The sequence below is a fragment of the Amycolatopsis albidoflavus genome, from assembly GCF_039525725.1.
GTDB lineage: Bacteria > Actinomycetota > Actinomycetes > Mycobacteriales > Pseudonocardiaceae > Amycolatopsis > Amycolatopsis albidoflava.
Map to the genome: position 1 here is coordinate 379,386 of NZ_BAAAHV010000003.1, position 19,972 is coordinate 399,357.

Annotated in this window: 19 protein-coding genes and 1 pseudogene; 8 read left to right on the forward strand and 12 right to left on the reverse strand. The window is 68.4% G+C overall.

Features of this window, described 5'->3' with window-relative positions:
- Positions 1 to 72: 72 nt before the first annotated feature.
- Positions 73 to 405 carry a hypothetical protein gene (locus tag ABD156_RS02810; protein WP_344265831.1) on the forward strand — a complete coding sequence of 111 codons (333 nt, stop codon included), beginning with the start codon at positions 73 to 75 and terminating at the stop codon, positions 403 to 405.
- A 15-nt stretch (positions 406 to 420) separates the two neighbouring features.
- Here the strand turns inward: ABD156_RS02810 and ABD156_RS02815 are convergent, their stop codons facing one another.
- On the reverse strand, positions 421 to 1,164 hold the full coding sequence (locus ABD156_RS02815) for a methyltransferase domain-containing protein (RefSeq protein WP_344265834.1): 744 nt from the start codon (positions 1,162 to 1,164) through the stop codon (positions 421 to 423).
- Between the two features lie 39 nt (positions 1,165 to 1,203).
- Between ABD156_RS02815 and ABD156_RS02820 the strand changes: the two genes are divergently transcribed.
- Complete coding sequence (locus ABD156_RS02820) at positions 1,204 to 3,051, forward strand: S9 family peptidase (protein ID WP_344265837.1); 1,848 nt, start codon at positions 1,204 to 1,206, stop codon at positions 3,049 to 3,051.
- Positions 3,052 to 3,088: 37 nt separating this feature from the next.
- On the opposite strand, the gene ABD156_RS02825 is transcribed toward ABD156_RS02820, so the two are convergent.
- From ABD156_RS02825 to ABD156_RS02845, 5 genes are all read right to left on the reverse strand, one after another.
- Entirely contained in the window at positions 3,089 to 3,715 is a 627-nt protein-coding gene (locus ABD156_RS02825) for a TIGR03085 family metal-binding protein (protein WP_344265840.1), read from the reverse strand.
- Between the two features lie 27 nt (positions 3,716 to 3,742).
- Entirely contained in the window at positions 3,743 to 5,134 is a 1,392-nt protein-coding gene (gene gad, locus ABD156_RS02830; RefSeq protein ID WP_344265843.1) for a glutamate decarboxylase, read from the reverse strand.
- A 95-nt stretch (positions 5,135 to 5,229) separates the two neighbouring features.
- Complete coding sequence (locus ABD156_RS02835; RefSeq protein ID WP_344265846.1) at positions 5,230 to 5,706, reverse strand: Dps family protein; 477 nt, start codon at positions 5,704 to 5,706, stop codon at positions 5,230 to 5,232.
- A 41-nt stretch (positions 5,707 to 5,747) separates the two neighbouring features.
- Positions 5,748 to 6,170 (reverse strand): organic hydroperoxide resistance protein, encoded by a 423-nt coding sequence (locus ABD156_RS02840; protein WP_344265849.1) that lies wholly within the window; start codon positions 6,168 to 6,170, stop codon positions 5,748 to 5,750.
- Positions 6,171 to 6,303: 133 nt separating this feature from the next.
- Positions 6,304 to 6,876, reverse strand: coding sequence for an NADPH-dependent FMN reductase (locus tag ABD156_RS02845; protein WP_344265852.1), 573 nt, complete (start codon positions 6,874 to 6,876; stop codon positions 6,304 to 6,306).
- Positions 6,877 to 7,061: 185 nt separating this feature from the next.
- On the opposite strand from ABD156_RS02845, the gene ABD156_RS02850 reads away from it, so the two are divergent.
- On the forward strand, positions 7,062 to 8,114 hold the full coding sequence (locus ABD156_RS02850) for an alpha/beta hydrolase (protein ID WP_344265855.1): 1,053 nt from the start codon (positions 7,062 to 7,064) through the stop codon (positions 8,112 to 8,114).
- 123 nt (positions 8,115 to 8,237) lie between these two features.
- On the opposite strand, the gene ABD156_RS02855 is transcribed toward ABD156_RS02850, so the two are convergent.
- A complete protein-coding gene (locus ABD156_RS02855; protein WP_344265858.1) occupies positions 8,238 to 8,795 on the reverse strand; it encodes a hypothetical protein in 558 nt (185 codons plus the stop codon).
- Between the two features lie 671 nt (positions 8,796 to 9,466).
- Here ABD156_RS02855 and ABD156_RS02860 point away from each other — a divergent pair.
- On the forward strand, positions 9,467 to 10,615 hold the full coding sequence (locus ABD156_RS02860) for an MFS transporter (RefSeq protein WP_377926891.1): 1,149 nt from the start codon (positions 9,467 to 9,469) through the stop codon (positions 10,613 to 10,615).
- A gap of 175 nt (positions 10,616 to 10,790) precedes the next feature.
- On the opposite strand, the gene ABD156_RS02865 is transcribed toward ABD156_RS02860, so the two are convergent.
- From ABD156_RS02865 to ABD156_RS02880, 3 genes and pseudogenes are all read right to left on the reverse strand, one after another.
- Positions 10,791 to 11,168, reverse strand: a complete 378-nt coding sequence (locus ABD156_RS02865; RefSeq protein ID WP_344265861.1) for a hypothetical protein — start codon at positions 11,166 to 11,168, stop codon at positions 10,791 to 10,793.
- 56 nt (positions 11,169 to 11,224) lie between these two features.
- The gene (locus ABD156_RS47970) at positions 11,225 to 12,619 is read right to left on the reverse strand and encodes an RtcB family protein (protein WP_486303412.1); all 1,395 of its coding nucleotides are present in this window, start codon (positions 12,617 to 12,619) and stop codon (positions 11,225 to 11,227) included.
- 21 nt (positions 12,620 to 12,640) lie between these two features.
- A pseudogene (locus ABD156_RS02880) lies at positions 12,641 to 13,441 on the reverse strand (RtcB family protein); the annotation flags it as partial.
- 177 nt (positions 13,442 to 13,618) lie between these two features.
- Between ABD156_RS02880 and ABD156_RS02885 the strand changes: the two are divergent.
- The 3 genes from ABD156_RS02885 (at position 13,619) to ABD156_RS02895 (ending at position 16,733) form a co-directional block, all read left to right on the forward strand.
- Positions 13,619 to 15,070 carry a M48 family metalloprotease gene (locus ABD156_RS02885; protein ID WP_344265864.1) on the forward strand — a complete coding sequence of 484 codons (1,452 nt, stop codon included), beginning with the start codon at positions 13,619 to 13,621 and terminating at the stop codon, positions 15,068 to 15,070.
- A gap of 11 nt (positions 15,071 to 15,081) precedes the next feature.
- On the forward strand, positions 15,082 to 16,182 hold the full coding sequence (locus ABD156_RS02890; protein WP_344265867.1) for a DUF4034 domain-containing protein: 1,101 nt from the start codon (positions 15,082 to 15,084) through the stop codon (positions 16,180 to 16,182).
- 92 nt (positions 16,183 to 16,274) lie between these two features.
- Positions 16,275 to 16,733: a hypothetical protein gene (locus tag ABD156_RS02895; protein WP_344265870.1), complete on the forward strand. Its 459-nt coding sequence runs from the start codon at positions 16,275 to 16,277 to the stop codon at positions 16,731 to 16,733.
- A 48-nt stretch (positions 16,734 to 16,781) separates the two neighbouring features.
- Here ABD156_RS02895 and ABD156_RS02900 read toward each other — a convergent pair whose 3' ends face one another.
- Both ABD156_RS02900 and ABD156_RS02905 read right to left on the reverse strand, forming a co-directional pair.
- Positions 16,782 to 17,822 carry an aspartate-semialdehyde dehydrogenase gene (locus ABD156_RS02900; RefSeq protein ID WP_344265873.1) on the reverse strand — a complete coding sequence of 347 codons (1,041 nt, stop codon included), beginning with the start codon at positions 17,820 to 17,822 and terminating at the stop codon, positions 16,782 to 16,784.
- Positions 17,822 to 19,087 carry an aspartate kinase gene (locus ABD156_RS02905; RefSeq protein WP_344265876.1) on the reverse strand — a complete coding sequence of 422 codons (1,266 nt, stop codon included), beginning with the start codon at positions 19,085 to 19,087 and terminating at the stop codon, positions 17,822 to 17,824. Before ABD156_RS02905 ends, ABD156_RS02900 begins: the two co-directional genes overlap by 1 nt.
- A 236-nt stretch (positions 19,088 to 19,323) precedes the next feature.
- Here ABD156_RS02905 and ABD156_RS02910 point away from each other — a divergent pair, with 236 nt between their 5' ends.
- Complete coding sequence (locus tag ABD156_RS02910; RefSeq protein ID WP_344265879.1) at positions 19,324 to 19,914, forward strand: nitroreductase family protein; 591 nt, start codon at positions 19,324 to 19,326, stop codon at positions 19,912 to 19,914.
- The last annotated feature ends 58 nt before the right edge of the window (positions 19,915 to 19,972 follow it).

A 19,972-nucleotide genomic window follows, 5' to 3' on the forward strand; every position in this document is an offset into this window, starting at 1 on the left:
ATGGTTCTGCGCTGTCACTACGAAATCGGAAAGCAATTACCTTCCGGAGACGGCGACGGCTATTCTGCTGCGGTGCTTTCCTGCGACCGGGACATCCGGGCGGCGAGAACGGTAGTCCTGGTTCTCGGGCTGGCCTTGATCGCGCTGGGAATCGCCGCTGTTTGCGGGCTTCTCTTCGTTCTCGCGTTAAGCCGCGGCGGTCAAGGCTGGGTCAACGCGGACGCGGCATTCACCACGTTCGCGGCGGGTTCGGTCTGGACCCTGCTGGCAGGCGGATTCGCGGTCTGGCTGTCTCGGCGGATGTACAGCCGGACGCTCTGGTCCGCCGGGCTGTTCTGCGTCGCGCTCGGCGCGGTACCCGTCGTCCTCGCGGCGGCGAGTGTTTTTTCCGGCCACGCCGGGTAATCCCGCCCGCGCGCACTAGCAGGTAGCGGTCAGCTCTTGCCAGCACTGCTGGAAGTCGCCGACGGCGGCGGTTCTTGCCCAGGACCAAGCGGAACGAGCCGCGGAGGTCACTTGGTCGCGATCGTTCCCGCCGGATTCCGACAAGGCGACGGCCAGCCGGGATTCCATGTAGGCGGCCAGGGATCGGTAGGACAGCTCTTCACGGAAGCGAGCGCGCTCGACGATGTCGGTGAATCCGGCGTTGGCGACGTGGGCGGCGATCGCGCGACCCACGAAGGGGTCGCCGCCCGCGCGGCGGCGCACCAAGTAATAGCCGCGCAGGGCGGCGTCCACGTTTGCTGTTCTGGGACGGATTTTCGCCCGGCTCCAGTCCGGCGCGGCCAACGCCAGCCTGCCGCCGGGGCGCAGGATGCGGCGGATTTCGGTCAGAGCCGCGTGCGGGTCGGACAGATGCTCGAAGAGCGAATGAGCGAACACTACGTCGATCGATGCAGCGGCAAAGGGAAGTGCGTAGACCGCTCCGGCCACGTAGTCCGTTGTGGACGGCGAAGCGATTGCCGAGGGACGGACGTCGACGCAGATCACCCGCACGTCCGGGGCCACGGAACTGAGGATCGAGCCTTGGCCGCAACCAAGGTCGAGGACTCTTGAGCCCGGGGTGAAGAGCGGTCGGGCGAACGCGGCGCGGTCACTCGCTGTGCGCGTGTTCATCATCGACAGCGCGTCTTGGGCATAGCCCGGCGCGTAACCCTCCAGCACCCCGCACAGAGTACGGGTGGAAGGTGGCAGGATCGAGGGGTGAGCACGCAGTCAGGCAACCAAAATCCGCCCGCGGTGGTCCCGGACCGCCTGTTCGACGACGCCGAAGCCGAAAAGCGCTGGCTGGCGCGGTTCCACGCGCCGCGCATCTCGGTGCCCGAATGGGCCCGCGACGCACCCGAGGCCAACGTGTACGTCTCCAACGCCAGCGGCGTCTGGGAGGTTTACGCGTGGGACCGGGCCACCGACAGTCACCGGCGCGTCACCAATCGACCCAACGGCACCCTGCACGCGACGCCCGCGCCCGACGGCACGGCCATCTGGTGGTTCGACGACACCGACGGCGACGAGTTCGGATCGTGGCGCAGCCAGCCGTTCGACGGCGACAGTTCCGCGGCCGTCAAAGCATTGCCCGATATTCACGACGGATATCCGGCCGGTCTGGAGATCGGCCGGCGAGTGATCGCGGCCGGCGTTTCGACCGACGACGGCAGCGAATTGTTCGCGAAAATCGACGGCGTGACCGAGCGTTTCTACCAGCACTCGGATGACGCTGGGATCGCGTCGATGTCGCGCGACGAAAGCCTCCTCGCGATTTCCCATTCCGAGCACGGGGATTCGCGGCATCCGGCGTTGCGGGTGCTGTCCACCGACGGGTTCGCCACCGTCGCGGAGAAGTGGGACGGCGAAGGAAAAGGCTTGCAGGCGCTGGAGTTCTCGCCGCTTCCGGGCGACCAGCGCGTACTGGTCCTGCACGAACGCCGCGGTCGCGAAGAACTGCTGGTGTGGGACGTGCAGGCGGACACCGAAACCGAGCTGCTGATCGATTTGCCCGGCGAGGTCGTCGCGGATTGGTATCCGGACGCTCGCGCGCTGCTGGTCGTGCACTTCCACGAGGCGCGCAGTTCGTTGTACCGCTACGACCTCGACACCGGCGAACTGTCCGCTGTGGACACTCCGGCCGGGCGGATCGGCGGCGCGGGCGTGCGCCCGGACGGGACGATCGAGTACTCGTGGTCCAGCGCCGCGGAACCCGCCGCGGTCCGTGCCCGCGCTGCCGACGGCACCGATTCCGTACTGCTGACGCCGCCGGGCGAGCGCGCGCCGGGTTCGTCGCCGGTCACCGACGCGTTCGTCGAGGGCGTCGGCGGCCGGATCCACGCGCTGGTTTCCCGTCCGGCGGACGCTCCCGACGGCCCGCTGCCGACGGTGTTCTCCCTGCACGGCGGCCCGCACGCGGCCGACGAGGACCGGTTCTCCGCTTACCGCGCGACCTGGCTGGACGCCGGATTCGCCGTGGTCGAGGTGAACTACCGCGGCTCCACCGGCTACGGCTCGGCGTGGCGCGACGCCATCGAAGGCCGCCCGGGCTTGACGGAACTGGAAGACGTCGCGGCGGTGCACGACTGGGCTGTCGAAAGTGGACTGTCCGATAAGGACAAGTGCGTGGTGAACGGCGCTTCGTGGGGCGGATACCTGACCCTGCTGGCAATGGGCACCCAGCCGACGCGATGGGCGGCCGGAGTCGCGGGCGTGCCGGTGGCCGATTATGTCGCCGCTTACGAGGACGAGATGGAACAACTGCGCTCGTTCGACCGCGCCCTGTTCGGCGGCGCCCCGGACGACGTGCCGGCGGTGTACCGCGAATGCTCGCCGCTGACCTATGTGGACGCGGTCGCCGCCCCGGTGCTGATCCTGGCCGGCGACAACGACCCGCGCTGCCCGATCCGGCAGATCGAGAACTACCTGGACCGCCTCGCCAAGCGCGACGCGCCACACGAGTTCTACCGGTACGACGCCGGGCACGGGTCGCTGGTGATCGCGGAGACGATCAAGCAGACGTCGATTGAGGTTTACTTCGCCTTGCGGGCATTGGGAATGCGCTGAGGGTTCGGGCCGTCCAGGTTCGACTGGACGGCCCGGCTCACAGCCCGCGCTTAGCGCCCTTCAACTGCGCCACCGCGGCATCGTCACCCTCATAAGTCACCTGCACCGCATCGCGCCCGAAGACGAACAGCAGCAGTTCCACCGGCTCGCCCACCACCGTGACCACCGGCGCCCCCGACTTCACCGAGGCCGACTGGCCGCCCGGGGTTCGCAGCACCACCCCGACCGGGGACTTGCGCAGGTTCAGCTTCGCCGTCCGCGTCGCCAGCTTCCAGGCCGCCGCGTCTCGCGACGGGTCTGCCGGGCGCGGGGTCCACTCCGGTTGTGCCCGGCGGACATCCTCGTGGTGCACCAGGAATTCCGCACTGTTCGTCGCCTCGTCCACCGGACCGATCGACGTCGGCCAGAACCGGGACGGGCCGCGGCGGACCTGGGAGACCAGGTCGTCCCACGGGCGCGCCGCGACGCCGTCCTGCACCTTCTGCGTGTGACCGGCCAGCGCGGGCACCACGATCCCCGGCATCGCGTCCGGTCGATGTTCTCGAACGACCAGGTGCGCGGCGAGGTCCCGCGTCTGCCAGCCTTCGCACAGCGTCGGGGCGTCCGGGCCGAGCTGCTCGAAGAGGTCGCTCAGCGCTTGGCGTTCATCCTTGGCAAGGCCCATGCCGGCCAGGTTACTCGCTGGTAGCCGCTAGTGGTGGAATCCCGTCGACGTGGCTGGGTCGTGCTGCGGCGACGGCTGACGGTTCAGTTCCGGCAGCACGCGCTTCAGGTCGGCGAGCAGCAGATCGGCCAGGTCGTGGGTGAAGCCGTTGCGGACGACGACCCGCAACACAGCCAGGTCGGTGCGGTTGTCCGGGAACGTGTACGCGGGCACGAGCCAGCCGCGTTCGCGGAGGCGGCGGGAAACGTCGAAGACGTCGAACGCGGTGATGTCCGAGCGCGTGGTGAAGGCGAAAACCGGCAACTGGTCACCGCGAGTGAGAAGTTCGAAGGGCTCCAGTTTGGAGATCTCGTCGGCCAGATACATCGCCACGTCGCGCGAAGCTTGTTGCACCGCACGGAAACCTTCGCGGCCCAGCCGGACGAACGTGTAGTACTGCGCGGCGACTTCCGAGCCGGGGCGGGAGAAGTTGAGCGCGAAGGTCGGCATGTCGCCGCCCAGGTAATTGACGTTGAACACCAATTCCTCGGGCAGCGCGGCCTTGTCGCGCCACACGACCCAGCCGACGCCGGGGTAGACGAGGCCGTATTTGTGCCCGGAGGTGTTGATCGACGCGACGCGCGGCAGCCGGAAGTCCCACTCCAGGTCCTCGTCGAGGAACGGGGCGATCATCGCGCCGGACGCGCCGTCGACGTGCACCGGGATGTCCCAGCCGGTCCGTTCCTGCAGCGCGTCGAGCGCGGCCGCGACCTCGGCGACCGGTTCGTAGCTGCCGTCGAAGGTCGAGCCGAGGATCGCGACGACGCCGATGGTGTTCTCGTCGCAGAGCTTCACCGCTTCTTCCGCGGACAGGTGGTACCGGTCGCCCTCCATCGGCACCAGGCGCGGCTCGACTTCCCAGTACTCGCAGAACTTTTCCCAGCACACCTGGACGTTGATGCCCATCACCAGGTTCGGCTTTCCGGTGCGGCCCAGCTTCGCCCAGCGCCGCTTCAGCGCCATCCCGGCGAGCATGCAGGCCTCGGACGACCCGGTGGTCGAACAGCCCATGATGTCGGCGGGATCGGGCGCGTGCCACAGATCGGCGAGGATGTTGACGCAGCGCCGCTCGAGTTCGGCGGTCTGCGGGTACTCGTCCTTGTCGATCATGTTCTTGTCGACGCATTCGGCCATCAGCTCGCGCGCCTGCGGCTCCATCCACGTCGTGACGAACGTGGCGAGATTGAGCCGCGCGTTGCCGTCGAGCATCAGCTCGTCGCGCACCAGCTGCAGCGCAGTGTCCGGCGGCAGCGAATCGTCCCGCAGCCGGTCGCGCGGCATCGTGAAGTCCGCTGCGAGCGCCGGATTGCTCCCGGCGTACAACGGATTCGTGCCCGTCTTCCGGTCTGCCCGATCTTGTTTCCCCTGATGCAGCACCATGGCTGCGAACCTACTGCGGGGCGCCGGTGACGACCACCGGATGCCGAAAGCCGCCCGCCACGAAGGCGGACGGCTTTTCTGGCGAGCGAGGCGGGTCAGGCTTGCTGCGCCTGCCACATCCAGTGCGCCTCTTCCAGCGCGCGGGTGATCTCGATGAGCAGGTCCTGCGTCACGAGGTCGCTCTTGTCGGTCTCGTCGATGCGCTTGCGGAGCCGTTCGATCAGCGTCGCGAGCGTGTCGACGATCGCGGAGATGGTCGAGTCGACGGACTGCCAGTTGTCCGGGTACTCCGGGGCCCCGGACGTCGCCACGACGGTTTTCGCCTTGCCGTTGGGCGAAACCCCGATCGCGGCGGCGCGCTCGGCCACCTCGTCGACGTACTGCCGCGCGGTCGACACCAGCTCGTCGAGCTGCAGGTGCGCGCTGCGGAAGTTCTGGCCCACCACGTTCCAGTGCGCCTGCTTCGCGATGAGCGAGAGGTCGATCAGATCGGTCAGCGTCGCCTGCAACGCGTTGCTGGTGATCTCCTTGTCCGCGTCGGAAAGCGGGCTCTTGATGGGGGAAGTCGTCATCTCGGGTGTCCCTCCTCGGTCTTGGTTCAGACGGTGCCTAATCAGACACGGGTGGTCAGCTCCACCTCGATGTTGCCGCGGGTCGCGTTGGAGTACGGGCAGACCTGGTGCGCCTGCTCGACCAGCTGGTCGGCGTCGGCCTTCGCCAAGCCGGGCAGCGACACGTCAAGCCGCACGCCGAGCTGGAACCCGACGTCCTTCTTGAACACGCTGACCGAACCGGTCACCGTCGCCGCCGGCAGCGCGACCTTCGCCTGCCGGGCCACGGCTTGCAGCGCGCTCAGGAAACACGCGGAGTACCCCGCGGCGAACAGCTGCTCCGGGTTGGTTTTGTCGCCGCCGGGACCGCCCATCTCCTTGGGGATCGCCAGCGACTCGTCGATCACGCCGTCCGAGGACGTCACGTCGCCGTTGCGGCCTTCTCCTCGCGCGGTCGCGACAGCGGTGTAAATCGGCTCGGCCATGCGTATTGCCTCCTCATCGGGGACGCCTCCGGAGTCAGCGTCTCAATGAGTTCAACGCTCCGCATCCGCGGAACAGTGCCCCGGCATGGCAGTCATCACCCCAGGAATAACCGGGATGCGAGGAGGCCAAACGTCAGCGCGCGCGAAGCAGCGCGTGCTCCGCGACCTGCTCTCCGATGAGCCGCAACGTGCGGACGCTCTTCTCGTCGGAGGCCCCGCCGGCCTCGTCGAACTTCGTCTCGGCGGAGTTGATCGAACCACCCAAGGGAGTGGACCAGCCGCGCAGCGCGTGCGTGATCGTGCGGAGCTGTTCGAGCGTGGTGACCGCGGCCTGCCAGCCGTACGCGACGGCGGCGAGACCCACCGCGCGGCCGTCGAGGTAGGGGCGGGTGTCTTCGCGGAGGTCTTCGACGTAGTCGAGGGCGTTCTTGACCAGCCCGGACAGCCCGCCGTGGTAGCCGGGCGAGACGACGATGAGCCCGTCCGCCTGGCGGATGCCCTCGATGAGCTTCCGCGCGCGTTCGTCCCGTTCCGGGATGGCGGTGTCGTAGAACGGCAGGACCAGCTCGGGACCCGGGATCAGCTCGGTCACGACGCCGCGTTCTTCGGCGGCGGCGAGCGCGATGCGCAACGCGCGCTCGGATTGCGAGCCCTCCCGCAGGGAGCCGCCAATGCCCAGCACCTTGACCTTATTTGCTGAAGTCACTTCCGACCTTCCTCCCCACCGCCACCCTCAACGGAGTGGCTGCGCCACGCTGGCTCGTTTCGAGGCTAACCCCTCGACCTAACTGGAGGACCAGAATCTGGGACGGAGGCTTGGGTCACACACCGACTGGACCAACGTACCTACTGGCAAGTAACCTCGGCTCATCCGGCGTTCGAGGAGGAACGATGGCCATTCCGCTGCAGATCCGCGCCCAGACTGCCGCCGCCCAGTTGCTGTTCTGGCTGCCCCGGCCGGTGCGCAGGCTGATCGCCGGAGCGCCGCTGCGGCTGGACGGCCAGGAACTCGCTCTCGACGCCCAGTTGCTGCTGCGGCTGCAGAAGCTTTCCGGCGCCGCGCTGGTCAACGGCTCGGTCGAGCGGTCGCGCGTGCTGCTGGAAGCGAGCCAGCACCTGGTGAACGGCAAGCGGGTCAACCCCGTCGCGACCCGCGACGTCGCCATCCCGTCCGGCGACGCGTCGCTGGACGCCACCCTCTACACCCCGGCCGGGCTGCCCGAACCGTCGCCGCTGCTGGTGTTCTTCCACGGCGGCGGCTGGGTCATCGGCAGCCGGGCCACGCACGACAACGCCGCGCGCTACCTGGCCAAGCACGCCGGCGTCCGGGTGCTGTCGGTGGAGTACCGGCTCGCACCGGAGAGCCCGTTCCCCGGGCCGGTGGACGACGCGCTGGCCGCGTTCGACTACGCGCACGCCAAGGCGGCCGACCTCGGCGCGGACCCGGACCGGATCGCGGTGGGCGGCGACAGCGCGGGCGGCAACCTGTCCGCCGTCGTCGCGCTGGAGACGACCCGGCGCGGCGGCCCGGCGCCGGCGTTCCAGCTGTTGATCTACCCGGCGGTCGACTTCACCACGCGACGCCGGTCTCGCACGCTGTTCGGCGAAGACCTCTTCCTCACCGACGCGGCGATGGTGTGGTTCGAGGGGCATTACGCGCCCGAGGGCGTCGACAAGGCCGACCCGCGGATGTCGCCGCTGCTCGCGACTGACCACAGTGGACTCCCGCCCGCCTACATCGTGACCGCGGGCTTCGACCCGCTGCGCGACGAAGGCGAGGCGTACGCGGAAAAACTGCGTGCGGCGGGGGTTCCGGTGGCGCTCAGCCGGCAGTCCGACCTGATCCACGGATTCCTCAACTTCGCCGGAGTCGGGACGCGGTTCCGGGAGGCGATCGCGGAGATGGCCGGCGCGCTGCGGGTGGGACTCGCGAAGCGCTCGTGAGCGTCTATGCCGGTTAGAACCGGCTAGAACCGGCATCGCCACTCACGAGCCCGGACATGGAACGGAGCCTGGCGCGGCGAACCGCACCAGGCTCCGGGCCTTTTCCCCTCCTGTTCAGGCTGCTCAGGTGCCAGGCACCGGCACCGGCGCGGGCACCGGCGGTGCGGGCAACGGCGGCGTCGGCACCGGAAGCGGCGGCACCGGCACCCCGCCGAGCAAACCGCCCAGCAGGCTGGTGACCGCGGCGAGCAGGCCCTTGACCAGGTCGCTCACCGCCTTGAGCGGTCCGGGCAGGTCCGGCAGCGGCGGAATCGGCAACGGCGGGATCTGCCGCGGCGTCGCAGTCGGGTCGGCCAGGAGCCGGTTGGACTCGTCCGCGCGGACCTTCGCCGCCGACGAGAGCTGCTGGGTTTCGGATTGGACCTGGTAGCGCTTGCCCGCCGCGATGTCGGCGAGCACCGGGCTGAGCTTGCCCAGGTCCGCCCTCGTCTTCGCGACGTCGCCCGCGTACGCCACCTTGGTCAAGTCGTCACGCATCTGCAGCACCTGCGCGGCGACGGCCTGAGTGGCCGAGGAGCCCTTGCCGCCCGCCGGGCTCGCGGAGGCCATCCCCGAAGTGCCGACGGCCAGCAGACTGCCCGCGGCGACCACGGCGATGATCCGCCCGATCTTGCCTTTCATTCTTTACCTCCCTGGCCTTTGGGACCTGCCGGGTAAATCGATACCCGCCGTGTCGGCCCAACACCAGCCGATCACCGGATAGGGAGTTTTTCTAACCCTTACGTGCCGAATCCAAGAACCGGGAACCGGCCCGCAATTGATTAACGTGGACGGCTTGCGCGTCCCCCGACGATCACGGACCGCGGACCTGAATCTGACTCATAGTAGCCGGATTGCCCAAATGGCGGCATTGCTCACTCACACAGGCGTAGTTCGTGATCGATTACCTTCATCACCCCGTCGGGACGCGCGATCTCGCTCGTCCGACCGTGGTGGGTCCCCCACGCACGCACCGCCGCCCGCATTCGGGTCGGTTCCCCTTTTTCCGGGGACCGCCGCCGCTTCGACCGGAGAACTCCAAGGTCGGCGCAGAAAAGTGAAAAACTGTTCGCGAATGGGCGGCGAGAATGCTTTTCCGTGCTGACGACGAAGTTATCACCCAGGTCGCGCGTGCGTTTTCCGGCCCCGCCGAACGCCTGCGCGACACCCGACCGGGTGCGCGACGCAGCGCGGAGGGTGTGACGAAAAGAAGTTGCACGCTCGTACCAACTCTTGCTCTCATGGGGTACGTGCCTTTTCAGCCGTATCGCCGCGTCCTGAGCGTCCCCGGGGTCCGCCCGTCGATGGCGCTGATGTTCTTCGCACGCGTGCCCATGACGATGACCGGCGTGACGCTGACGCTGTACGTCGTCAGCGGTCTCGGCCGGGGCTACGGCGCGGCGGGCGTCGTCGGCGCGGCCGTCACGCTGGGCATGGCGCTCGGCGCGCCGCTAATCGGGCGCACCATCGACCGCTACGGCCTGCGCCCGGTGGTCGCGGTGTGCGGGCTGTCGTCCACGGCGTTCTGGTTCGCGGCTCCGCATCTTTCTTACGAGGCGCTGGTGGTGTGCGCGCTGCCGGCCGGCGTGCTGTCGGTGCCCGCGGGTTCGCTGGCACGGCAGATCCTGGCCGCGCTCGTGCCCGCCGACCAGCGGCGCGCGGCGTACTCGCTGGACACGATCCTGGTCGAGGCGTCGTTCATGATCGGCCCGGCGGCCGGGATCGCGGCGATCTCGGGGCTGTCGGCGACGCTGACCTTGAGCGGCATCGGCACCATCTTCGGCGTCACCGCGCTGCTGATCTTCCTGCTCAACCCGCCGATCCGGAACGAGGACGAACTCGCCCCGACCGGCACCGCGCGGCCGCCGCTGCGATCGTGGCTGACCGGACGCCTGCTGGCGACCCTGCTGATCGCCGCCGGGACGCTGTTCTGCCTGGTCGGCACGGAGGTCGCGACGCTGGCCGCGCTGCGCTCGCACGGCGACGTCGGCTGGACCGGCCTGGTCATCGCGGTGATGTGCGCGGCGTCGATGATCGGCGGCATCGTGCACGGCGCGGTGCGGAAGTCGCTGCCGCAGGGGCTGCTGATGCTGCTGCTCGCGCTGCTGGTGATCCCGGTCGGGCTGGTGACGCAGCCGTGGTGGCTGCTGATGCTCGTGCTGATCCCGACGAACCTGGTCTGCGCCCCGACGCTCGCGGCCACCACGGAGGCGGTCAGCGAACTCGCCCCGCCCGCGGTCCGCGGCGAGGCGATGGGACTGCAGGACGCGTCGACGCGGCTCGGGCTGGCCGCCGGGAGCCCGGTGGTCGGGTTCGCGATCGACCATTCGAGCCCGGCGTGGGGCTTCGCGGCAGCCGGATTCGGCGGGCTGGCGCTGGCGGCGCTGGGTCTGGTGTGGTCGCTGCGCCGGAGGCCGGTGCGGACGCCTTCACTGGCGGCCGCGGTTCGGGCTCGCCGCTGAACCGCCTCATGTGACGTTCGGTGGGTTCAACGCACCCAATGCGGCATTCGCTGCGTTCAACGCACCCAATGTGGCATTGGGGTCACGCTAGCGGGCCGTCAGATCGGGTCGTGGCAGGCACGGGGCAGGTCGAAGCAGGTCGCCGGGTCGGGACGGGCCAAGGCCGCGGGCCCGGTCAGGTGCAGGCTTTGCGCAGCCCGTCGAGCTTCTCCAGGTTCCGCTTGGTCCACCGGGCGATCACCCCGGCGTCCTCGAGGTGTTCCTTCTGCACCTGGACGTACGAGTCCGCCATGCCGAGGAGGGCGTTCTTGACGTCCTCCTCCTTGACGTTCGCCGCCAGTTCGCGCAGCCGTCGTTCCTTGTCCTGCGCGCGGGCTTTGAGCTTTTCGCCGTCCACCAACGGGTTCAGGTCCGCCAGCCCCAGCGCCTCGGTGCACGTGGAGACCTTGTCCACCGCGGAATTCGTCTGATTGACCGCCGAATCGACCTGGTCGCATCCGGCCAGCAGCGTTCCGGCCGCCACCACGGCGACAGCCGCCCCCCAGTACTTCATGGCTTCAGGGTAGCGGGTCCCGCGGGCGGACCAGTGCGGTTCGCCCGCGGGATTCCTCAGCCCTTCACGCACACGACCTGCTTGAGGTGCGCGACCACCTCGACCAGGTCGGTCTGTGCCTTGATCACGGTCTCGATGTCCTTGTACGCGGCCGGGATCTCGTCGACGACCCCGGTGTCCTTCCGGCATTCCACGCCCGCGGTCTGCGCCGCGAGGTCGGCTGCGGTGAACGTCTTGCGGGCCTTCGTCCGCGACATCCGCCGGCCGGCGCCGTGGGACGCGGATTCGAACGACGCCGTGTTGCCGAGTCCGCGCACGATGTACGAACCGGTTCCCATGCTGCCCGGGATGATCCCGAGATCCCCGGAGCCGGCCCGGATCGCGCCCTTGCGGGTGACGAGCAGGTCGACGCCGTCGTAGGTTTCCTCGGCGACATAGTTGTGATGGCAGTTGCCGGTCAGAATGTTCCCATCGAGAGCGAATGAATGACTGTCCTCGACTACGGCGCAGAACACCTCCTCGATCTCATCGGTGGCACGCACTGCGCGGACGGTCCAGCCACGCCGCTCGACAGCATCCCGGTTCGCTTCCCAACGGGCCCGGTGCTCGTCGTGGATGAAGAACTCCTGCGTGAGGTCAGTTCTCGACAGCCCCATCACAAATATCGGAGTGTCGACCGTGCCGAACCCAGTGCGCATCTTTTGCCGGATCGGAAGCGTCCAGATGCCCAGCGAGTCACACGCCTCCTTGAAGAACTCGAGGTTTTGCCTGTTCGCGGACCAGATCGCAGGCCGACCTGTCTTGCCTACCTCCCCGTCGGCCGCGAAGTAGCCCGCGAGCCACCCGTAAAGGTCCGTCACCGAACCCTCGACGCGGGGATATTCGCGCTTCCACTCACAAGGAAGACCGCCGAGTCGCTTCATTTCCCCGACCACGACTCCCGCAGACCGAAGTGTTCCGACCTCGCCTGCGGGCACATGCGTCTTCTTCGCTTCAGCCTTGTCGTACGCGTAGTAGTACGTCCGCGCACGATCCGCTTGGTCGAAGTATGGCAGCAGAACTTCGTCCTTCTTCCCGTAAAAGTTGGCATGCGCCATCCCTCGGCCGGAAATTGACCCGTCGCCGAAGACGAATCCGCGCGCCACACCTTCGCGAGACGGCCGCAGACCGGGAGTGCGCGCCGGGAACACGTAGGCGAGACGGTCTCCGACTCGAAGCCCTGCCGTTGTTGCCTCAGTTCGGTTGTGCGCCACCTTTGGCCGCAGCAACCAACGGTGTTCTCTGGTCGTGCGAATCGTCCGCTCCTCTCCGAAGCGGCCGATCACGACCTCCCAGATCGGTTGCCGGCCGAATGACTTCACCGGCGCTTTGACCCACTCGCCGCCTTCAGTGAGCACCTTGTGCACACCGCCCGACAGTTCCGAGATCGGGCGACTGCCCGCTTCGGTCATGACCAAAGTTTCGGCGGCGAAGCACGAAATCGCGTCGTCGAAACTGGTTCCGGGAATGACCTCCGCGACCGCGAGCTTCACCAGCGCGATCATCGTCGCCCGGTTCCGCGCCGCGTAGTCCTGCGCCCAGAACAGGTCGCGCCGGTACGCCCGCATTTCCGGCGTGTCCGCGACGAACACCGACAGGTCGGGATCCGGCAGATCCCGGTTGTGCGGCAGTTTCCGTGCGATCGCCATGTGCCGCTCAGCGAGTTCCTTGCCGATGTTGCGCGAACCCGAATGCAGCATCAGCCACACGCGGCCCTCGTCGGCTCCGCCCTGTTCGAGGCAGACCTCGATGAAGTGGTTGCCGCCGCCGAGGCTGCCGACCTGCAGGTGCGCTCGCTTGCGCAGGTCCTGGACGCCCTCGTGCAGGTCGCCGAACGACTTCCAGAACGTGTCCCAGCCGCCGACTCCGTGCACCTTCGCCGTGTTGACCGGCGTCTTGTGCAGCCCGAACCCGACTGGCACCGACGATTCGATCCGCTTGCGGAGCTTGCCGAGGTCGTCCGGCAGGTCGCGCGCGGTGAGCGACGTCCGCACCGCGCTCATCCCGCAGCCGATGTCGACGCCGACCGCGGCCGGGGAGACGGCGTCGCGCATCGCGATGACGCTGCCCACCGTCGCGCCCTTGCCGTAGTGGACGTCGGGCATCACCGCGACGCCGTGCACCCACGGAAGGTTGGCGACGTTGCGCAGCTGACGCATCGCTTGGTCTTCGACCGAAGCGGGGTCTGCCCACATCCGGATCGGAACCCGCGCGCCGTCCACTGCCGTGTACATGACTTTCCTTTCCCAGAACGAAGTTTGCTCAAGTCAGCATCCGGCACCGGGCCGCACGCGACAACGGGTTTTCCGGCATCGGGGCACGGATGAAACGAAATCGGCGTTTGCGTCGATAACGGGCTCGGACGACCGGTTCGCCCAGGGTGCCGGTCTTGGGGAGGATTCCGTTTTTCCATGAAGAACTCGCCGCGGGCGTTGCTCGCTGTCTTGCTGCTGGCCGGTTTTCCGGTGCTGGTGCTCGCCGTCGCCGGGTCGCTGATCTGGCTCGAGATCGCCGCGTTCCGCCACAGTCCGTTCACCGCGGAACGGCTCGCCTTCCTCGTCGGTCCGGTGCTGTACGTGCTGTTCGCCGCCCTGGTGACCTACGAGCGATCGCGCGACGACGTGGACGGGGTGCCCGTCACGCCCGAGGAGCAGCCGCAGCTGTGGGCGGCCGTCCGCGAACTCGCCCGGGAAGTCGGCACCCGGCCGCCGGACGAGATTTACCTCCTGCCCCAGGTCAACGCGGGGGTGACCGAGGAGACGCATTGGGCGGGGCTGCGCGTGCGGCGGCGCCGGATGTTCATCGGCGCGCAGCTTTTCGCCGGGCTGCGGATCAGTCAGCTCCGGGCCATTCTCGGGCACGAACTCGGCCACTACAGCAATCGCCACACGCGGTTCGCCGGTGCGACTTATCGCGGACGGCAGACGATCGGGCGAGTCGTGAACGGACTCCGCTCGTCGGGGTCCGGCCGGCTGCTGCGGCCGGTCTTCACCGCGTATGCCGCCGTGTACTACCGGGTCTCGGCGCGCGTGAGCCAGGAACAGGAACTCGCCGCGGACATCGCCTCCGCGCGGGCCGCGGGCACCACGGCCGCGACCACCGCGTTGCGCGAGACCGAAGTCCTGGACGCGGCCTGGTGGGTCTTCCTGGAGAACTACGCGACGGTCGCCTGGTCCTCCGGATATCTGCCGAAGCAGCTGGCCGGGGGCTATCAGCTGCTGCTCGCCGACGAAACCCGCGCGGAGGAAATGGCTTCCCTGCGGGAGAATCCGCCGTCGCGGCCTGCCTCGAAATACGACAGCCACCCGCCGATCTCCGAACGGATCGCGTTGCTGGAGGCCGCGCCGGCCATCCCGGTGCCGCCCGGCGGCGAACGGCCCGCGACGGATCTCCTGCGCAACGGTTCGGAGCTGCTCGAAGCGGTACTGGCGACGGGCTTCACCGAGGACGCGGCCTCGAAGAAGAAGCTCGACTGGGCCAGCCTGGTCGACATCGGGATGCGCGATTCCACTCAGGCCGAGGCGCTGAGAATTCGCCGCAGCCGCAGCGTCGACGAGCTGCTCGACCTGCTCGACGCCGGGCGCATCGAGGACCTTGCCGACCCGGAGAACCCCGCACCGGCGGGGGCCGGGCTGCGGGCGAAACGCGAGTTCTACCGGCACTCAGTCCACAACAGACTGTCCATTGTGGTGCACGCGCGGCTCGCCAAAGCCGATGCGGCGCACTGGGAACTGTCCTGGTCCGGGCCGGCGAAGCTGGTACTGGCCGAACCGTATGCCACCGAACTGGATCCCGCCGTCGGCGCGGCGATCGACGGGGACACCGCTGCGCTCCGTGCGTTGCTCGCCCCGGTTCATTCCTGAGAGGAACACCCTTGCTCGGCTTGATCAAGCTCTACACCGTTCCGAAATACCGCCGGATGATGAAGGCGGTCGCGAAAGACGCGAAGCAGCGCGGAATGGGCACTTTCGATTTCATGGAGACCCTCAACCAGGAGGACATGGCCCGCTACCTCACTCCGCCGCTCAAGCCGACGGACGTCGCCCGCTTCGGCCTGCCCGCGGACGACGACATCACCGAAGAACGGCTGCTGCCCGAACCGCTTCGCGTCGCCCGGGACGCCTACCGAGCCGGAGAATGGCAGCCGGGTGCCGACTTGCTGGCCGGAATCGGCACGGATTGGGACCGCCGCAGCACCGCGGTGAGCGTCCTTTCCAAGGCCGCGGCCGACGACGACACCGCGTTGAAAGCCTGGCGCGCCGCCCGTCCCGACGACGCGGACGCCGCCATCGTCCACGCGGACTCGCTCACGGAGGTCGCCTGGCAGATCCGGAGCTCGCACCGGGCGAGCAACGTCAGCGCGGAGCAATTCGCCGGCTTCCGGCGCGTCCTCGAACAGGCCGACGAAGCCTGCCAGCTCGCCGCGGACCTCGCCCCGGAAGACCCGACGCCGTGGGAAAAGCGGTGCTCGATCGCGATGGGCCGCCAGTACTCGCGCGACGATTTCCGCGAAGTATGGGCTGGAGTCATGGAGCGTGACCCGCTGCACGTCGCCGCACACGGCCGCGCGATGCAGTACTGGTGCGCGAAGTGGTTCGGCTCGCACGAGCTGATGTGGGAGTTCGCCGAGGAAGGCGCGGCGAAGCATCCGAAGCTGGCGTGGCTGCCTTTGGCGGCCGCTTTTGAAATGTGGGCCGCGGACGTCAAGAACCCGTGGCAGGACAAGCGGGTCGAGCAAGCCCTCGACACGCTGCTGCCCTGGCTCGACGGCGATGGCCGCGACGCGCCGGAAGCCCGGGACAGCCGCGCGTTCGCCGCCCGCGCACTGGTGGAATTGAACCGCGGCAAGGAAGCGATCGAGCAGTTCCGGCACCTCGGCGCGCACGCGGACGGTTTTGTGTGGTCCTACCACGCGTTCGGCTCGGTGCACGAGTTCCGGAAGATCCGGAGCCGGGCCTGCCGGCTGGCCAAGTAGCCGGGACCGGTCCCGGGCGCCGCGTGGTCCCCTGGCCCGGCTCCCGACCTGAGGTGGTGTCCGCGGTGTTCCCGTCCAGTCCTGATCAGCCCATGCCCGCGTCCGGTGCGAACGCGGAGCAGGAGGTGCGGCGAGGAATCCGGTCGATGCGGTGGGCGATCGGCGGCCAGGCCGTGGTTTACCTGGCTCTCGCGGCGTTCGTCGGATACCTGCTCGGGCTTGGCGGCACCTCGAGCGCCGTGGCCGTTCCGGTGACGATCATGGTGATCAACTCGGCGCTGACCATCGCGTTGGTGGTGTGCGCCGTCCTGCTGAGCAGGCGTCAGCGCACCGTCGTGCTCGCGCTCATCTGGCTGGAGTGCGGGTTCATGGCGATGCTGCTGCTCGGTGCGATCGTGGCGTTGGCCACGAGTTCGGGCTCCTCGGGCGCACCGGTCGGGCTGATCCTGTGGGGCTTCCTGATGCAGGCCGTCCTGCGTCCGCTGCAGAAGCCGGAGTTCCGGGCCGCGTTCGGGTTGAAACCGCTCAAGCCGCGGCAGAAGAAGAAGTGAAAACTGCCCGGCCCCTGAACAAGGGACCGGGCAGTTTTACCGGGAAACTCAGCGGTTCTGCGCCACCAGCTCGGCGATCTGCACCGTGTTCAGCGCCGCGCCCTTGCGGAGGTTGTCGGCGGAAACGAACAGCGCCAGCCCGCGACCGTCCGGGACGCCCGGGTCGGTGCGGATGCGCCCGACCAGGCTCGGGTCGATGCCGGCGGCCTGCAGCGGCGTCGGCACGTCGGCCAGCTGCACGCCCGGTGCGGTCGACAGGAGTTCCGTCGCCCGCTCGACCGACAGCGGCCGCTCGAATTCGACGTTCACCGACAGCGAGTGCCCGGTGAACACCGGGACGCGCACGCACGTACCCGAAACCAGCAGCTCCGGGATGCCAAGGATCTTCCGGCTTTCGTTGCGCAGCTTCTGTTCCTCGTCCGTCTCGAACGTGCCGTCGTCCACAATGGACCCGGCCATCGGCAGGACGTTGAACGCGATCGGCGCGACGTACTTGGCCGGGGCCGGGAATTCGACCGCCGAACCGTCGTGCGTGAGCGAGGCCGCGCGCGAGGCGACGGCGTTCACCTGCGCGGCCAGCTCGTCGACGCCGGCCAGGCCGCTTCCGGAGACTGCCTGGTAGGTGCTCGCGATGATCCGCACCAGACCGGCTTCGTCGTGCAGCGGCTTGAGGACCGGCATCGCGGCCATCGTGGTGCAGTTGGGGTTCGCGATGATCCCCTTGCGCGCGTCCTTGATGGCTTCCGGGTTGACCTCGCTGACGACCAGCGGCACGTCCGGGTCGCGGCGGTAGGCCGACGAGTTGTCGACCACGATCGCGCCCGCCTCGGCGAACCGCGGCGCCTGCTCGCGCGAGGTCGCGCCGCCCGCGGAGAACAGCGCGATGTCCAAACCGGACAGATCAGCGGTCGCGGTGTCCTCGACGGTGATTTCCTCGCCGCGCCACGGCAGCGTGCGTCCCGCCGAGCGGGCCGAGGCGAAGTACCGGATCTGCTCGACCGGGAAGTTCCGTTCGTCGAGCAGCTTGCGCATCACGGCGCCGACCTGGCCGGTCGCCCCGACCACGCCGACCCGAAGACCCTGTGCCATCAGCGACCACTCCCCGCGTAGACAACGGCTTCCTCGTCGCCGCCCAGTTCGAACGCCTCGTGGATCGCGCGCACGGCCTCGTCCAGCTGCGCGTCGCGGATCAGCACCGAAATGCGGATCTCCGAGGTGTTGATGATTTCGATGTTCACGCCCGCGTTGGCCAGCGCCTCGCAGAACGTCGCCGTGACGCCCGGGTGCGAGCGCATCCCGGCACCGACGAGCGAAACCTTGCCGACGTGGTCGTCGTACAGCACCGACTCGAAGCCGATCCCGGCCTTGATCTTTTCGAGTTCCTTGACCGCCTTGGCCCCGTTGGCCTTCGACAGCGTGAAGGTGATGTCGGTGCGGCCCGACGACGTGCTGGACACGTTCTGCAGCACCATGTCGATGTCGATCTCGGCGTCGGCGACGACCCGGAAGATCTTGCCCGCGGCCCCGGCGTGGTCCGGCACGCCGGTCACGGTGATCTTCGCTTCCGAGCGGTCGTGTGCCACACCGGTGATCAGCGCTTGTTCCACGGGGATCTCCTCGATCGATCCGGCCACCGTGGTGCCCGGCTTGTCGCTGTAAGAAGAACGGACTCGGATCGGCACGCCGTAGCGGCGCGCGTACTCGACCGAACGCAGGTGCAGGATCTTGGATCCGCTCGCCGCGAGCTCCAGCATCTCCTCGTACGGGATGGTGTCGAGCTTTTTGGCGTCCGGCACGATCCGCGGGTCGGCCGAATACACACCGTCCACATCGGAATAGATCTCGCAGACATCCGCGTTCAGCGCGGCGGCCAGCGCCACCGCGGTGGTGTCGGAACCGCCTCGGCCGAGCGTCGTGATGTCCTTGGTGTCCTGTGCCACGCCTTGGAAACCGGCCACCAGCGCGACGTAACCCTGCTCCAGCGCCTCGGTGACGCGGCTCGGAGTGACATCGATGATGCGCGCGTTGCCGTGCACCGACGTGGTGACCACGCCCGCTTGGGAACCGGTGAACGACCAGGCTTGCGCGCCTTGGGCGGAAATCGCCATCGCGACCAGCGAATTCGAGATGCGCTCACCGGCGGTGAGCAGCATGTCCATTTCCCGCTCCGGCGGCGCCGGGTTCACTTGCTGCGCCAGATCGAGCAGCTCATCAGTGGTGTCGCCCATCGCCGAGCACACGACGACCACGTCGTTGCCCGCCTTCTTGGTCGCGACGATCCGTTCTGCGACGCGCTTGATCCGGTCGGCACTTTCCAGCGACGATCCGCCGTACTTCTGGACCACGAGGGCCACGCCCGAACCTCCTTGACGGGCCGGGGCGTACTCCTTGGAGGGCACCGAGGAGCGCCCACGGCCCTTCATTTGGAGAAGAGCCTACCGGCGAGAACGGCGCCCGCCACCCCATCGAGTGGTCCGCCACGGCCCCTTCGGAGCATTTGGAAGTAAATTTTCCTTGACGCCAGGGGAAAGCTCGAAGCCCTTCCTCCGGAGTGACGGAGAGCACTCCCGCTCGTACTACGGTTCGCCGCATGCGCAAACCAGCCGAGACGAGCGTCCCCGTCGCGCCGGCCATCGCCGAGCGCTGGAGCCCGCGGGCCTACGACGAGACCGCCGAAATCACCGACGCCCAGCTGACCGCCTTGCTCGAAGCCGCCAGGTGGGCGCCGTCTTTCGGCAACACCCAGCCGGCGCGCTACCTCGTCGGCCGCCGGGGCGATCCGGTGTTCCCGCGCCTCCTCGCGACGCTGAACTCCGGGAACCAGGCGTGGGCGTTCCGGGCGAGCGCGCTGCTGATCGGCGTGATGGTCACCACGAACGAAAAGGGCGAGGTGCCCTACACCGACTACGGACTGGGCTTGGCGACCGAGAATCTCGTCCTGCAAGCGGTCGAACTCGGCCTGATCGCGCACCAGATGGCGGGCTTCTCGCCGGAGCGGGTGCACGACGAATTCGGCCTGCCTTCCGACGCGGTGGCTCGGGTGGCGATCGCCGTCGGCTCGCCCGCCGACCCTTCGGTACTGGAGGACCCGCGCCGCATCGAACGGGAACTCGCCCCGCGGCGACGGCTGCCGCTCGAGGAGTTCGCGTTCGGCGACCGATGGGGTTCGCCCGCACTGTGACCGATCCGTGAGCATTCGAGGGAACCGGCGCCCCGCTTCCGAGGTCTGATAGGCACCA